Annotated in this window: 16 protein-coding genes; 10 read left to right on the top strand and 6 right to left on the bottom strand. The window is 52.2% G+C overall.

The annotated features are described in order from the left end of the window. Nucleotides 1-12: 12 nt before the first annotated feature. Genes ACPAOP_RS00155 through ACPAOP_RS00140 form a run of 4 tightly spaced genes read right to left on the bottom strand, consistent with a single transcriptional unit; the run spans nt 13 to nt 2,256 of the window. The gene (locus ACPAOP_RS00155; protein ID WP_423708869.1) at nt 13-636 is read right to left on the bottom strand and encodes a DUF2946 family protein; all 624 of its coding nucleotides are present in this window, start codon (nt 634-636) and stop codon (nt 13-15) included. Beyond that, a complete protein-coding gene (locus tag ACPAOP_RS00150; RefSeq protein WP_423708868.1) occupies nt 629-1,591 on the bottom strand; it encodes a YheT family hydrolase in 963 nt (320 codons plus the stop codon). Before ACPAOP_RS00150 ends, ACPAOP_RS00155 begins: the two co-directional genes overlap by 8 nt. Nucleotides 1,592-1,610: 19 nt before the next feature. Further along, nucleotides 1,611-2,042, bottom strand: a complete 432-nt coding sequence (locus ACPAOP_RS00145; RefSeq protein ID WP_423708867.1) for a YybH family protein — start codon at nt 2,040-2,042, stop codon at nt 1,611-1,613. 13 nt (nt 2,043-2,055) lie between these two features. Beyond that, nucleotides 2,056-2,256 carry a zinc-finger domain-containing protein gene (locus tag ACPAOP_RS00140; protein WP_423680954.1) on the bottom strand — a complete coding sequence of 67 codons (201 nt, stop codon included), beginning with the start codon at nt 2,254-2,256 and terminating at the stop codon, nt 2,056-2,058. 126 nt (nt 2,257-2,382) lie between these two features. Between ACPAOP_RS00140 and ACPAOP_RS00135 the strand changes: the two genes are divergently transcribed. The 9 genes from ACPAOP_RS00135 to ACPAOP_RS00095 all read left to right on the top strand — a co-directional run bounded on the left by ACPAOP_RS00135 (nt 2,383) and on the right by ACPAOP_RS00095 (nt 11,511). Beyond that, complete coding sequence (locus ACPAOP_RS00135) at nt 2,383-3,111, top strand: AzlC family ABC transporter permease (protein ID WP_423708866.1); 729 nt, start codon at nt 2,383-2,385, stop codon at nt 3,109-3,111. Beyond that, complete coding sequence (locus tag ACPAOP_RS00130) at nt 3,108-3,431, top strand: AzlD domain-containing protein (RefSeq protein WP_423680957.1); 324 nt, start codon at nt 3,108-3,110, stop codon at nt 3,429-3,431. The genes ACPAOP_RS00135 and ACPAOP_RS00130 overlap by 4 nt, the downstream gene beginning before the upstream one ends. Before the next feature lie 192 nt (nt 3,432-3,623). After that, nucleotides 3,624-4,817 (top strand): phosphoglycerate kinase, encoded by a 1,194-nt coding sequence (locus ACPAOP_RS00125; RefSeq protein WP_423708865.1) that lies wholly within the window; start codon nt 3,624-3,626, stop codon nt 4,815-4,817. 71 nt (nt 4,818-4,888) lie between these two features. Further along, nucleotides 4,889-6,322, top strand: coding sequence for a pyruvate kinase (gene pyk, locus ACPAOP_RS00120; protein WP_423708864.1), 1,434 nt, complete (start codon nt 4,889-4,891; stop codon nt 6,320-6,322). Nucleotides 6,323-6,365: 43 nt separating this feature from the next. Then, nucleotides 6,366-7,430: a class II fructose-bisphosphate aldolase gene (gene fba, locus ACPAOP_RS00115; protein ID WP_423680960.1), complete on the top strand. Its 1,065-nt coding sequence runs from the start codon at nt 6,366-6,368 to the stop codon at nt 7,428-7,430. 88 nt (nt 7,431-7,518) lie between these two features. Next, nucleotides 7,519-8,415 (top strand): phosphoribosylaminoimidazolesuccinocarboxamide synthase, encoded by an 897-nt coding sequence (locus ACPAOP_RS00110; RefSeq protein WP_423708863.1) that lies wholly within the window; start codon nt 7,519-7,521, stop codon nt 8,413-8,415. A 1-nt stretch (nt 8,416) separates the two neighbouring features. After that, nucleotides 8,417-8,914 carry a 5-(carboxyamino)imidazole ribonucleotide mutase gene (gene purE / locus ACPAOP_RS00105; protein ID WP_186896536.1) on the top strand — a complete coding sequence of 166 codons (498 nt, stop codon included), beginning with the start codon at nt 8,417-8,419 and terminating at the stop codon, nt 8,912-8,914. A gap of 345 nt (nt 8,915-9,259) precedes the next feature. Beyond that, nucleotides 9,260-10,477 (top strand): 5-(carboxyamino)imidazole ribonucleotide synthase, encoded by a 1,218-nt coding sequence (locus tag ACPAOP_RS00100; protein WP_423708862.1) that lies wholly within the window; start codon nt 9,260-9,262, stop codon nt 10,475-10,477. Then, on the top strand, nt 10,474-11,511 hold the full coding sequence (locus tag ACPAOP_RS00095) for an L-threonylcarbamoyladenylate synthase (RefSeq protein WP_423708861.1): 1,038 nt from the start codon (nt 10,474-10,476) through the stop codon (nt 11,509-11,511). Before ACPAOP_RS00100 ends, ACPAOP_RS00095 begins: the two co-directional genes overlap by 4 nt. Before the next feature lie 54 nt (nt 11,512-11,565). Here ACPAOP_RS00095 and ACPAOP_RS00090 read toward each other — a convergent pair whose 3' ends face one another. Both ACPAOP_RS00090 and ACPAOP_RS00085 read right to left on the bottom strand, forming a co-directional pair. Continuing rightward, nucleotides 11,566-11,826 carry a SemiSWEET transporter gene (locus ACPAOP_RS00090; protein ID WP_423680966.1) on the bottom strand — a complete coding sequence of 87 codons (261 nt, stop codon included), beginning with the start codon at nt 11,824-11,826 and terminating at the stop codon, nt 11,566-11,568. Nucleotides 11,827-11,832: 6 nt separating this feature from the next. Next, nucleotides 11,833-12,342 (bottom strand): flavin reductase family protein, encoded by a 510-nt coding sequence (locus ACPAOP_RS00085; protein WP_423708860.1) that lies wholly within the window; start codon nt 12,340-12,342, stop codon nt 11,833-11,835. Nucleotides 12,343-12,632: 290 nt separating this feature from the next. On the opposite strand from ACPAOP_RS00085, the gene ACPAOP_RS00080 reads away from it, so the two are divergent. Then, nucleotides 12,633-13,016: a hypothetical protein gene (locus ACPAOP_RS00080; RefSeq protein WP_423708859.1), complete on the top strand. Its 384-nt coding sequence runs from the start codon at nt 12,633-12,635 to the stop codon at nt 13,014-13,016. Nucleotides 13,017-13,096 lie beyond the last annotated feature (80 nt).

Below are 13,096 nucleotides of genomic sequence, written 5' to 3'. Positions count from 1 at the left end.
TGCGTAAAGCGATCATGCAGATGGATGGTCAGCTGCAGGATGAGATTGGAAACCCAGCGTCAGCATTAAGTCTGCGAGTTCATTCTTTGCGACAGGAATCGCGTAGTCGCTTTTTCCTTGATAACGCCACATAAGTTGTGGGTTGCTATTGCTCTGGTTTGTCCGCTCCAGCCATTCCATGAACTCGTCGTCATTCAGCAGCCGCTTGTTTTCATACAAATAACCGCTCACCTCTGCGAGGTCACGGTCGTCTAATTGCGCCAGTATCGTATTCGACCGGAGGATCAGATTTCCTTCTGAATTAAAAAACGCAGCATCTGGCAGCGGCAGCGTATCTCCCGTGTGCAGCGTGAATCCGGTCGCGGATGTACGGGCAATGTACGGGGTTGCTGCCAGATCTACATACACTTTCTGCGGGCCATTCTGGAAATACCACTGACCTTTGTCATCGTGCTGATAATTACGGTTGATAAAACTTAACAAGCTGGGGTGGCGGATGATGTCGCCCGGCAGATTGAGTGCCTGGCAGCGTGCGTCACGCATACGCCAGTTACCGCGTGCATCGAGTGCCAGCCAGCCATAACAAGCCGGAACATTAGGCCATTTTGCGATGGCTGCTTTGACGATGTCATCCATGTGTTGCCTGGTCAAAAAAGTGAAGGATTTTCTGCGGCAGCCAGTCAAGCTGACCGGGGATATTTCCGCTGACGAAGCCTACGTGGCCACCATGCTCAGGATAGTCGAGCTGCACACATTTTGCTGCAGTCAGCGGCAGGTACCGTCCGGGAAGAAAAGGATCATTTTTTGCGTTCAGCACCAGCGTGGGAATCGTAATGTCGTTCAGCACGTGTTTTGCACTGGCGCGATACCAATAATCGTCAGTATCCAGATAACCATGTAAAGGGGCGGTAACGACATTATCAAATTCGTATAAATTTTTTGCTTCAAGTAAGCGATTTCGATCAAACAACCCCGGAAATTGCTCCAGCTTGAGCATACATTTCGGCTTCAATGTTTTTAAAAACATACGGGTGTACAGCATGTTGATGCCGCTTGATAATGAAGCACCGCCTTGTGCCAGATCTAATGGTGCAGAAACGGCACAGGCAGCATCTACGATTGTTGCCTGTTGCTGCGATTCGCCGATCCAGCGCAATAAGGCATTACCGCCCAGCGATACGCCGGCAGCAAAAAACTGCGCTGCTCCATTGGTTGCCGAATGTTGTGCATGCAGGCGGCGAATGATCCAGTCAAGCTCTTCAGCATCGCCAGAATGGTAAAAGCGTGGCGCCTGATTCAGCTCACCTGAACAGCCGCGGAAATGCGGAATTGCTCCTGACCAGCCGCGTGCCTGAATAGCCGCCATCAATGCGCGGGCATAGTGGCTGTCGCTCGATCCTTCGAGTCCGTGAAACAATACAACGAAAGCTTGTCCCGGTTTTCCATCAACAAAATCAACGTCGATGAAATCCTGGTCTGGTGTTTGCCAGCGTTCCCGGCGGAAGCTTACCGCTGGCTTGCGGATGCATTTGGCGGGATAAATTGTTTGCAAATGACCACCGGGTAGCCAGGCAGGAGCCAGATATTTCATCGCAATAGGTCAATCAGTTTCAATGCAGAACACTGGCTTTAAATAAATCCAGTGGTGCTTTGCCTGCAGCAACCGACACATGATGCATAGTGATGCGCCAGCCGTGCGGAGTTTTAAGATAAACGTTGGTCGCCAGAATATGGATGTCCGGCATGTTGTCACTGGTCTTGTCTGTTTCCTCAATCACGCTGTGCACAGCGGTCATCATGTTATGCGTAGCATGCAGTTGTGTCGTATGAAGCTGCACACTGCCTCGTTCAAAAATAGCTTCGAAAGAAGCACGTATTGCAGCATGTCCTATCAGACGCGGCGCACCGGGATGGATGCAGACGATTTCTTCGTCGTCAGCCCACAGCGCCATCAGTGCATCGAGGTCGGCGCGGGCGAGGGCAGCATAAAATGCCGCCTCTGCTTCCTCCGGGGTGCCGTTAAATTGCTTTTTGGCTGGCATAGACGTGAGTCAATCAATGTCCTTTGACGACGGTGCCCGGCGCTAACTTATATTGGGTACCGCAGTAGGAGCAGGTAGCCGAGCCGCCGTGGGATAAGTCCAGGAAAACACGGGGATGCGAGGACCAGAGCGGCATAGCAGGATTCGGGCAGTAGGCTGGCAAATCTTTGGCTTGCAGCTCGACAACGTTATTCGCGGTGGTAGATGTGGTCATGATGATTCCATAAAGTTAAAACGGCAGATAAGAATTTTAACGGATTCCGGTAGCTTACTGTCGCCTGATCAGCGTGCTTTTTGATTCAACGGTAAAATCGCGGACTTTTCTATTGCAAAAAATCTCATGTCATTTGAATCTGATCAAGCTGCGACCAAGGCAGCGCTGAAAGTGGGCGCGCCCACCTGGTTCGGTGTCGGTGCATGGGGGCTGGTGGTCGGTGTCGCGATGATTAAGGCGGGACTGACCGTGCCGCAGGCTCTGGGAATGACGCTGATTGTCTTCGCTGGTTCGGCACAGCTGTCGTCGCTGCCACTGATTGCGGCGCATGCGCCGTTATGGGTGATTTTTGTTACTGCCCTGGTGGTGAATTTGCGGTTTGTGATTTTTTCAGCGCTCTTGTCTCCGCATTTTTCTCATCTGCCGTGGCGCACCCGCGCCTGGCTAGGGTATTTATCCGGTGATTTTTCCGTTACTTTGTTCATACAGCGTTTTCCTGAATTTGCCGATGCAAAAGGAAAGCTTGCTTATCTGAAGGGACTTATTTTTCCCAACTGGACTGCGTGGCAGCTCGGTTCGGTGATCGGCGTTCTGCTCGGTAGTCAGGTACCGGCAAGCTGGGGACTGGGCTTCGCGGGCACACTGGCGATACTCTGCATCATGCTGCCGCTGACGATGAACCGCGCCGCAGCAGCAGGGGTGCTGGTGGCCGGTGTCGTGGCAATACTCGCATTTGGTATGCCATACAAGCTGGGGCTTTTACTCGCAGTGGTGATTGGCATGGGAATAGCAATGTTGGTCGAAGAATGGAGTGAATCACGTCGTGACCGACAAAATGGAGAAGGCAAGCAATGAGCGCCCTTGATATCTGGCTGGTTATTTTCTTATTGTTTCTGGCAACCTTTATCGCCAGAAGCAGTTTCTGGCTGGCAGGAAACCGAGTTCAATTACCCAAGCGCGTACAGGAAGCCCTGCGCTACGCACCTGCCTGTGCGCTGGCGGCGATCATCGTGCCGGATTTGCTACTGACCGAGGCGCAGGTGGACGTCGGCTGGCATAATCCGCGTCTGATCGCCGGAGTGTTCGCCACAGCCTTCTTTCTGATCCGCAAAGATATGCTGCAAACCATTATTTTTGGCATGCTGGTATTCACGCTGGCACGGCTTTATCTCTGAATTTGTGCAGACATCACTGGTATGCATGCAATTCACCCTGAAAACGCTGTGGCAGGCGCTGGGGCTTTGGTAAAATAGCGGTTTATTCCGCGTCAGCAACAATACGGATGGTCAACAGTGAAGGACTACATTTCTCATCGTTGGCTGCGCTGGCCGGCAGACTGCTTTTTAACTTTGCCCCCATAGACTACGATGCAATTCAACCGACTCAGCGATCTGATCGCCGCTAATCAGCTTCAAGGCAAACGTGTTTTTATCCGTGCCGATCTCAATGTGCCACAAGACGATAACGGGCATATCACTGAAGATACGCGTATCCGCGCTTCTGTGCCTGCCATAGAACAGGCGTTGAAAGCCGGTGCAGCTGTCATGGTGACATCCCATCTCGGGCGCCCGACCGAAGGTGAATTCAAACCGGAAGACACGCTGGCACCCGTTGCCGTGCGCTTGTCGGAATTGCTGGGCGTGCCTGTGACGCTGAAGCAAAACTGGTTAGACGGTGTTGAGGTTGCTCCTGGCCAGGTGGTATTACTGGAAAACTGCCGCGTCAATAAAGGCGAAAAGAAAAATGACGATGCGCTGGCGCAGAAAATGGCAGCGTTGTGCGATGTCTATGTGAACGATGCATTCGGTACTGCTCACCGCGCCGAAGCAACAACGCATGGCATTGCAAAATTTGCGCCGATTGCCTGTGCTGGTCCTTTGTTGTCAGCAGAGTTAGATGCGTTGGGTAAAGCGCTGGGTCATCCGGCACGCCCGCTTGTTGCGATCGTGGCAGGCTCCAAAGTATCGAGTAAGCTGACTATCCTCAAATCGCTCGCAGATAAAGTTGATAACCTGATCGTCGGCGGCGGTATTGCAAATACCTTTATGCTTGCTTCTGGTCTGAAAATTGGTAAATCTCTGGCGGAAGCTGATCTGGTCGAAGAAGCCAAAGCCATCATCGATATGATGGCGAAACGTGGCGCTTCCGTTCCTATTCCTACCGATGTAGTGTGTGCAAAAGAATTCTCACCGACCGCAGCGGCGACGGTAAAAGCCGTTGCTGATGTCGCCGATGATGACATGATTCTGGATATCGGCCCTGCGACTGCAGCCTTGCTGGCTGAGCAGATTAAAAAGTCCGGAACCATCGTCTGGAACGGCCCGGTCGGCGTATTTGAATTCGATCAGTTCGGCAACGGTACTAAGGTATTGGCGCAGGCCATTGCGGATTCAGCCGGGTTCTCGATTGCCGGCGGTGGAGATACACTGGCAGCCATTGCAAAATACGACATAGCAGATCGCGTTGGTTATATTTCTACCGGTGGTGGTGCGTTCCTTGAGTTTTTGGAAGGCAAGACTTTACCAGCGGTTGAAATACTGCTGCAACGTGCCGCGAAATAAGTAATGTCTTTGCTGTTGACGTTGATCGTCATTTAAGCTTCATCTTATAAAAATAGAGTTCAGGAGACCAGATGCTGCGTGCAACCAAGATAGTCGCTACGATAGGCCCCGCGTCTAATGATGTGGCGACTCTCAGACGCATGATCAAGGCAGGCGTGAATGTTGTGCGCCTGAATTTTTCTCATGGTAAGGCGCAGGATCATATTGACCGGGCTGCGATGGTGCGTCAGGCTGCGGCTGAATGTGGCTGTGAAGTCGCGATCATGGCTGATCTGCAGGGGCCTAAAATCCGTATCGGCAAGTTTGAAAACACGCGTATTGAGCTTGCCGAAGGTGACCGGTTCATACTGGATGCCGACTGCAGCCTTGGCAATCAGGAGCGTGTCGGCCTGGACTACAAAGCCTTGCCGCGCGACGTCCGCGCGGGTGATATTTTGCTGCTCAACGACGGCCTGATCGTGCTGCAGGTGGAACGGATTGCTGGTAACGAGATTCATACCATCGTGAAGATTGGTGGTGAGCTGTCGAACAACAAAGGAATCAATCGTCAGGGCGGCGGTCTGACTGCACCTGCGCTGACGGTGAAAGACATGGAAGACATCAAGACAGCGATGTCCTTTCAGGCCGATTACGTCGCCGTTTCCTTTCCTAAAAATGCGACAGATATGGAAATGGCGCGGCATTTATCGAACATCGCTGGCGAAGCCTATAATCACAAGCCGATGATGATCGCCAAAATAGAGCGATCAGAGGCGATCCCGTTGTTGCAGGAAATTCTCGATGCATCCGATGGCATCATGGTCGCGCGCGGTGATCTGGCGGTCGAAGTCGGTAATGCCGCTGTGCCTGCGCTGCAAAAACGTATGATCAAGATGGCGCGCGCGTCAAATAAACTGGCGATTACCGCGACCCAGATGATGGAATCCATGATCGTGAATGCGGTGCCGACGCGTGCGGAAGTGTCCGACGTCGCCAATGCGGTACTGGATGGCACTGATGCCGTGATGGCATCGGCCGAAACGGCTTCAGGTAAATACCCGGTCGAGACAGTGGAAGCCATGTCGGCCATTTGTCTTGATGCCGAGAAATTTCAGGAATCCAAGCTCGATTCCGATTTTATGAATCTGGCGTTCACCCGTATTGATCAGTCGATTGCTTATGGTGCTTTGTTTACCGCGCATCATCTGGGCGTTAAAGCCATCGTTGCTTTAACAGAGTCTGGCTCGACGGCTTTATGGATGAGCCGCCACAGTATTAATGTGCCTTTGTTTGCGCTGACACCAAGTATTGTCACCCAGCGTAAAGTCGCGCTGTACCGTAATGTCAGTACCTTCAATTCGCCGTATTCGACCGATCGTGATGCGGTGTTGAAAGCGGCAGAAGCTGTATTGCTGAAAAAAGGTTTTGTCAGTCAGGGCGATAAGATCGTCGTGACCTGGGGCGAACCTATGGGACAGGTTGGTGGCACGAACGCAATGAAAATAGTGAAAGTCGGCGACAACTGAGTTTGTCAGGTTAAATTTTTTAATAGTACTTCTGGAGTTAATTATGCCTCTCGTATCCATGCGTCAATTGCTGGACCACGCCGCCGAAAACGGCTACGGTTTGCCTGCGTTCAACGTCAATAATCTGGAACAAGTTACCGCGATTATGGAAGCCGCCAATGAAGTCGGTGCGCCGGTGATCATGCAAGCTTCTGCCGGTGCCCGTAAGTATGCCGGTGAAGCATTCCTGCGCCACCTGATCGAAGCTGCGGTTGAAGCGTATCCGCATATTCCTGTGGTCATGCATCAGGATCACGGACAATCGCCAGCTGTGTGTATGGCGGCAATTAAATCCGGCTTCACTTCTGTGATGATGGATGGCTCGCTGATGGAAGATGGTAAGTCAGTTGCCAGCTACGAATACAACGTGGAAGTGTCGCGCGAAGTGGTGAAATTTTCTCACTCTATCGGTGTGACTGTCGAAGCCGAACTCGGCGTGCTCGGTTCACTCGAAACCATGATGGGCGACAAGGAAGATGGTCATGGTGCTGATGGCAAAATGACGCGTGAACAATTGCTGACAGACGTACAGCAGGCCGCTGATTTCGTGAAACAAACTCAATGTGATGCACTCGCGATTGCGATCGGTACATCACACGGCGCGTATAAATTCTCGCGCAAGCCAACCGGCGATATTCTGGCGATAGACCGCATCAAAGAAATCCACGCCCGCATTCCTAACACTCATCTGGTGATGCACGGTTCGTCTTCCGTACCACAAGAATTGCTCGAAGAAATCCGTCAGTTTGGCGGCGACATGAAAGAGACCTATGGCGTGCCAGTGGAAGAAATCGTTATCGGCATCCAGAACGGCGTGCGCAAAATTAATATCGATACCGACATTCGTCTGGCGATGACAGGTGCGATTCGTCGTTACATGTTTGAAAATCCGGGCAAATTTGATCCGCGTGATTACCTGAAACCAGCACGCGAAGCCGCTAAACTGGTGTGTAAAGCGCGTTATCTGGCCTTTGGTTGTGAAGGTCAGGCGGCGAAGATCAAGCCTATGCCTCTCGAAAAAGTTGCAGAGCAATACAAAAAAGGCGCGCTGGCGCAAATCGTCAACTAAGCTGATGTCACATCTCAGGGCGCAGAGTATGCGCCCTGCGCATTTTTGCTGAATCAAAATTGTTGCACCGTGAGGTGCTGAAAAAATCATGACTACCCAAATTCATTCCACTCTTCATTCGCTGCCATTATTAGGTCGTGGCAAAGTTCGTGATAACTACGCTGTCGGCGACGATAAATTGCTGATTGTGACCAGTGATCGTTTATCGGCATTCGATGTCATCATGAATGAGCCAATTCCGGATAAAGGCCGCGTTCTGAATCAGATGGCGAATTTCTGGTTTAAAAAACTGGGACATATCGTGCCGAATCATCTGACCGGTATTGCGCCTGAGAGTGTGGTGGCTGCCGATGAAGTAGAACAGGTTCGCGGTCGCTCGGTCGTCGCTAAACGCCTGAAACCAATCATGGTGGAAGCCGTGGTACGTGGTTATATCATTGGTTCCGGCTGGAAGGATTATCAGGAAACCGGCGCAATTTGCGGTATTACTTTGCCGGCGGGTCTGCCACAGGCAGCCAAGCTGCCAGCGCCGATTTTTACGCCCGCGGCGAAAGCGGAAATGGGCGAGCATGATGAGAACATCAGTTTTGCCAAAACCGAAGAACTGATCGGTAAAGAACTGGCGGCAAAAATCCGCGATATCAGTATTCAGCTTTACACTGAAGCGGCAGATTATGCAGCAACGCGCGGCATTATTATTGCCGATACCAAGTTTGAATTCGGTCTGGATGACAATGGTGTTCTGCACCTGATGGACGAAGTGCTGACAGCGGATTCTTCCCGTTTCTGGCCTGCAGATTCGTACGCGACTGGTATTTCGCCACCATCGTTTGATAAGCAATTTGTACGCGATTATCTGGAAACTATTACCAGCTGGAATAAAACCGCACCGGCACCGGCATTACCGGAAGAAGTGATCCGGAAGACTGCAGCGAAATACCGTGAAGCGCTGGAGCGTCTGACTGGTGAGACTTTGAAGGCATAACATGACGCAAGTGAATAAAGCAGTGGTGGGCGTCGTGATGGGCTCCTCTTCCGATTGGGATGTGATGCAAAACGCCGTCGCGATATTAAAGGAATTCGGTATTCCGTTTGAGGCGCAGGTGGTATCTGCACACCGCATGCCGGATGAAATGTTCCGTTATGCGGAGACAGCACGCGAACGAGGTATCCGCGCCATCATCGCGGGCGCTGGCGGCGCGGCGCATTTGCCAGGCATGATTGCAGCAAAAACCATCGTGCCGGTATTTGGTGTGCCTGTACCATCCAAATACCTGCGTGGCGAAGATTCGTTACTGTCGATCGTGCAGATGCCAAAAGGCATACCGGTCGCGACATTTGCGATCGGCGAAGCAGGCGCGGCGAATGCGGCGCTGGCAGCCGTCGCGATGCTGGCGACAACCGATGAGGCATTGGCGCAAAAGCTGATCGATTTTCGCGTTAAACAAACCCAGGTTGCCCGCGACATGGTGTTGCCGGTCTGAGGATGCTGTCAGGTGTTGACATTGCTCATCGCCTGCGTTGCTGCGAGGGAGATGTGATAAGACATCATTGCTCTTGTGTGACGTTCTGGCATGATTTTGTGCCGGATGTTTACTGAGCAGGTTGACGCCGGGTACTGAAGTTATTTTAAGTCTCCTGAACCTGGTTGTTTCTGTCAGTGATCATCAGGTGTTTTATATACTCCGGGGGAGTATTTATATTCCTCCTTTGTTTTTGCTGACGTTAGCAGCTTTTTTGTATTTTAAGGGGGGAGTATATGTACTTCTCCTCTTTATTCCCGTAATCGTTGGCGATGCCCGGGCATCGCGTCACTTTCATCAGACATCATGAATATCGACAAACAAGTACGTCCGCGGCAAGCTCTGTTACCAAATACAGATAAAAGCTGCCTCGGCATTATGGGTGGTGGTCAGCTGGGACGCATGTTTGCGCATGCAGCACAGGCCATGGGTTACAAGGTTGCCGTGCTGGAACCGGAAGCTGGTTGCCCTGCCGCACAAGTCGCCGAACATCACGTGCAGGCAGATTACGATAGTGCCGACGGTTTGCAGGCATTGCTGGCGCTGACGAAACATATTTCGACTGAATTCGAAAACGTCCCTGCTGACAGTATGAGAGAACTGGCGCATGGCGGTTTCGTTTCCCCTTCCGGCGATTACGTGTCGATTGCACAGGACAGGCTGATAGAAAAGCGTTTCTTTACCCGTTGCAGTCTGCGCACCGGTATTTTCCCGACGCCGCACTGGGGTATTTCGCACCGGGAAGATGTCGATAGTGCCAAAGAAGATTTATTGCCCGGTATTTTAAAAACCGTACGGCTCGGTTATGACGGTAAAGGGCAGGCACGTGTCCGTAACCGCGAAGAACTGGCTGCAGCGTTTGTCAGCATGCGTGGTCAGGCCTGTGTGCTCGAAAAAATGCTGCCACTGGCTTATGAAATTTCCGTGCTGGTCGCACGTGGCGTGGATGGTCAGGCCGTTGTTTATCCTATCGCTGAAAATGTGCATCGCGACGGCATCCTGTTCACGACGCTGGCGCCGAGTCCGAGCGTGTCTGCCGAAGTCGCCGATGCTGCGCAAAAAGCCGCACTGACGATCATCGAAGAACTTGGTTACGTCGGCGTGCTGTGCATAGAATTTTTTGTGCTGACGGATGGCAGTCTGGTGGTCAACGAAATGGCACCACGTCCGCATAACAGTGGTCATTACACCATTGATGCCTGTAATACCAGCCAGTTTGAACAGCAGGTACGTGCTCTTGCGCAGTTACCGCTGGGCGATGTGCGTCAGCATTCACCCGCAGCGATGCTGAATATTCTCGGCGACGTCTGGTTCAGCGGCAGCAGCGACACGCCACGTGAACCTGCCTGGGATCAGATACTGGCGATACCGGGTGCGCATCTTCATTTGTACGGCAAAGCGGAAGCACGGCGCGGGCGTAAGATGGGACATGTCACTTTTGTTGCGCCGACGATGGCCGAAGCAAAAGCGGCACTGCATCAGGCATGCGCTATTTTAGGTCTGGCAGCACCGGAGCAGGCATGAGTGTAGTGGCATCAACACCGGACGCAATTGCCGCCGCTGCACTGGCACTGGAGGCTGGCCGTCTGGTCGCATTTCCGACTGAAACCGTCTATGGCCTCGGGGCCGATGCTGAAAACCCGGCCGCAGTCGCTGATATTTATAAAGCCAAGGGACGTCCATCGGATCATCCTGTGATCGTGCATGTTGCTCCCGGTGCCGATATCCGTTATTGGGCAAAAGATATTCCGCAAGAAGCGGATCAACTGATTGCCGCATTCTGGCCGGGACCGCTGACGCTGATTTTAAAGCGCGCTGAGCATATTCCCGATGCCGTTTCCGGTGGACAGGATACGGTAGGTATACGCTGTCCTTCGCATCCGGTGGCGCAACAATTATTACTTGCTTTTAAAAACGGTAAAGGCGGCGTTGCTGCTCCTTCGGCAAACAAGTTTGGTCATGTCAGCCCGACGCTGGCACAGCATGTGACCGAGGAATTTACGCAGGAAATTTTACCGGGTGGCCTGATTGCTGCCGTGCTTGACGGTGGTCAGAGTGAGGTAGGGATTGAATCGACGATTGTTGATTTGAGCCGTCTGGCGACACATGGCCCGGTATTGCTGCGCCCCGGGCAGATCAGCAGCGCTCAGTTAGCGGAGGTGCTCGGTGTTACGCCAGCCAGCCCGGATGCCGCTGCACCGCGTGCTTCCGGCACACTTGATGCACATTACGCGCCGCAAACGCCAGTGGTACAGGTGGCTGCAGCCGAGCTCGATGACGTTGCTGTGCAATTGCGGGCCAGAGGAAAAACGATCGCCTTGCTCAGTTATCAACCACATGCGGGAATCGTCGCGCTGACTGAGCGTCAGCTACCGGCTGATGCCGCTGGTTACGCCCATGACTTGTATGCTGGCTTGCGCGAACTCGATCATGCGCAGGCGGATCTGATTCTGGTGGAAGCTGTACCGCAGGATAAGGCATGGCAGGGCGTGAATGACCGCTTACGGCGGGCAGCATTCGATTCGCGGGATGTTTTGCAAAAAATTCTGCACGCCTGATCTGATTGCATCGGTAGCGATACTCAGTCAGCGTGCTCAGTATTATTGCGATGTTTATTTATAGATGATTTTCATCGCCAGGATAAACATCGCCAGCGTCAGCGTCACCGCGTTCGCAATAATGATGGGCCAGGCGTGTAACAGTATGCCGTAGATCATCCACATGAGTACGCCGCATACCATGATGATGTACATGCCTGTGGACACGCCTTCGGCACGTTTGTGTCGCCAGGTCAGCCAGGCTTGCGGCACAAATGCCCCGGTGGTCAGGCAGGCGGCGATATAACCGATCACGTCGGATGTGATTGTCAACATGGCGGCTTATTCAGAACCAGCGTGGATAAACTGGCCACCGTGGAAAATCAGCGGCGCTTGTTGGGTGAATTCGCAATGTTCAACTTCGCCAACAAAAATGACATGATCCCCTTCGGGATAGCGGCTGCGGTTATGACATTCAAACCAGGCCGAGGCACCTTTCAGTATCGGATGGCCGGTACGTGACAGGGTGTATTCGACCCCCTCGAACCTGTCGGTTTTGCGACTGGCAAACTGCTCTGCCAGCCAGGCTTGCTGAGCGGACAGCACGTTAACAACATAGTGTGAATTACCGCTGAAGACTGGCATGCTGCTGGCAGCATTAGCCAGGCTCCATAAAACCAGTGGCGGTTCGAGTGACACGGAGTTGAACGAACTGGCGGTAAGACCGAGGAACTGCCCGTTTGCCAGCCTGGTGGTTATAACGGTCACACCGGTTGCAAACTGAGACAGAGCGTGGCGGAAGTGGCGGGTATCAAAATCACGTTTTTCGGCGCGGGGAGAGCGGGTATGCATCAGTCATCCATCAATTTTTGCGACATTATCCCAGATTTTGCGGTGACCGTTGATCTGCGGCAGGTATTCCCTCTAAGGGCTGACGACTGTGGTAAACTTGCGCCCTTGTCAGAATCTGGATTCATACTTTAAGTAATTGATTCCTTTGAATTTTTTTATTTTATTTCAGGACTTGCTCAAAACTGTCGCTGCGGTGTGATCGAGACTGATCGTGCTGTGACGGCCTGAGTTTTCAAGCTTTGCCGGAACGATAGTGTTTCCGTTTCTTACCTTTGAATGAAGTGATAAATATGTTACTGACTACAATTTGCCAACGCCTTAGTTTATTGCTGGCCTTGTTAGGTCTGACATGCTTAGTCTTTGCGCAAGGCGTGACACAGCGTCAGTTCCCGCCTAACGCCTTGCGTGGTGTGCTCGATATGTCCTCGTATCCTGATGTGCGCATGGATGACAAACCGCGTCATCTCGCTCCGTCCAGCCGCATTTACAATACGGATAATCTGATCGTGCTGGCAGCCACCCTGGATGCGCCGAAAATTATCGTGAATTACACAGAGAATTCTTTCGGTGATATTGATAAGGTGTGGATACTGACCTCGGATGAAATGCCGAAACAATTACCTAAGCCAGAAGTCTGGGCACCGATACCGTTTAAAAATCCGGAAATTAAGTAAGTTTCCGCCAGTTGTTTTATTGCGGTCGGCCGATGCACGGATAATCTGAGTCTGAGAGTTGTATTCCTGCTGAGCGAATG

Source organism: Undibacterium sp. WLX3042, assembly GCF_049544825.1.
Classification (GTDB): Bacteria; Pseudomonadota; Gammaproteobacteria; order Burkholderiales; family Burkholderiaceae_D; genus Undibacterium.
Note: the sequence above shows the minus strand (reverse complement) of the source record. Positions and strands in the feature narration are given on the sequence as shown.

Bases quoted from the DNA above. Each gene is read 5' to 3' on its own strand.
- ACPAOP_RS00155 (WP_423708869.1), bottom strand. From the start codon at position 636: ATGGATGACATCGTCAAAGCAGCCATCGCAAAATGGCCTAATGTTCCG.
- ACPAOP_RS00150 (WP_423708868.1), bottom strand. From the start codon at position 1,591: ATGAAATATCTGGCTCCTGCCTGGCTACCCGGTGGTCATTTGCAAACA.
- ACPAOP_RS00145 (WP_423708867.1), bottom strand. From the start codon at position 2,042: ATGCCAGCCAAAAAGCAATTTAACGGCACCCCGGAGGAAGCAGAGGCG.
- ACPAOP_RS00140 (WP_423680954.1), bottom strand. From the start codon at position 2,256: ATGACCACATCTACCACCGCGAATAACGTTGTCGAGCTGCAAGCCAAA.
- ACPAOP_RS00135 (WP_423708866.1), top strand. From the start codon at position 2,383: ATGTCATTTGAATCTGATCAAGCTGCGACCAAGGCAGCGCTGAAAGTG.
- ACPAOP_RS00130 (WP_423680957.1), top strand. From the start codon at position 3,108: ATGAGCGCCCTTGATATCTGGCTGGTTATTTTCTTATTGTTTCTGGCA.
- ACPAOP_RS00125 (WP_423708865.1), top strand. From the start codon at position 3,624: ATGCAATTCAACCGACTCAGCGATCTGATCGCCGCTAATCAGCTTCAA.
- pyk (WP_423708864.1), top strand. From the start codon at position 4,889: ATGCTGCGTGCAACCAAGATAGTCGCTACGATAGGCCCCGCGTCTAAT.
- fba (WP_423680960.1), top strand. From the start codon at position 6,366: ATGCCTCTCGTATCCATGCGTCAATTGCTGGACCACGCCGCCGAAAAC.
- ACPAOP_RS00110 (WP_423708863.1), top strand. From the start codon at position 7,519: ATGACTACCCAAATTCATTCCACTCTTCATTCGCTGCCATTATTAGGT.
- purE (WP_186896536.1), top strand. From the start codon at position 8,417: ATGACGCAAGTGAATAAAGCAGTGGTGGGCGTCGTGATGGGCTCCTCT.
- ACPAOP_RS00100 (WP_423708862.1), top strand. From the start codon at position 9,260: ATGAATATCGACAAACAAGTACGTCCGCGGCAAGCTCTGTTACCAAAT.
- ACPAOP_RS00095 (WP_423708861.1), top strand. From the start codon at position 10,474: ATGAGTGTAGTGGCATCAACACCGGACGCAATTGCCGCCGCTGCACTG.
- ACPAOP_RS00090 (WP_423680966.1), bottom strand. From the start codon at position 11,826: ATGTTGACAATCACATCCGACGTGATCGGTTATATCGCCGCCTGCCTG.
- ACPAOP_RS00085 (WP_423708860.1), bottom strand. From the start codon at position 12,342: ATGCATACCCGCTCTCCCCGCGCCGAAAAACGTGATTTTGATACCCGC.
- ACPAOP_RS00080 (WP_423708859.1), top strand. From the start codon at position 12,633: ATGTTACTGACTACAATTTGCCAACGCCTTAGTTTATTGCTGGCCTTG.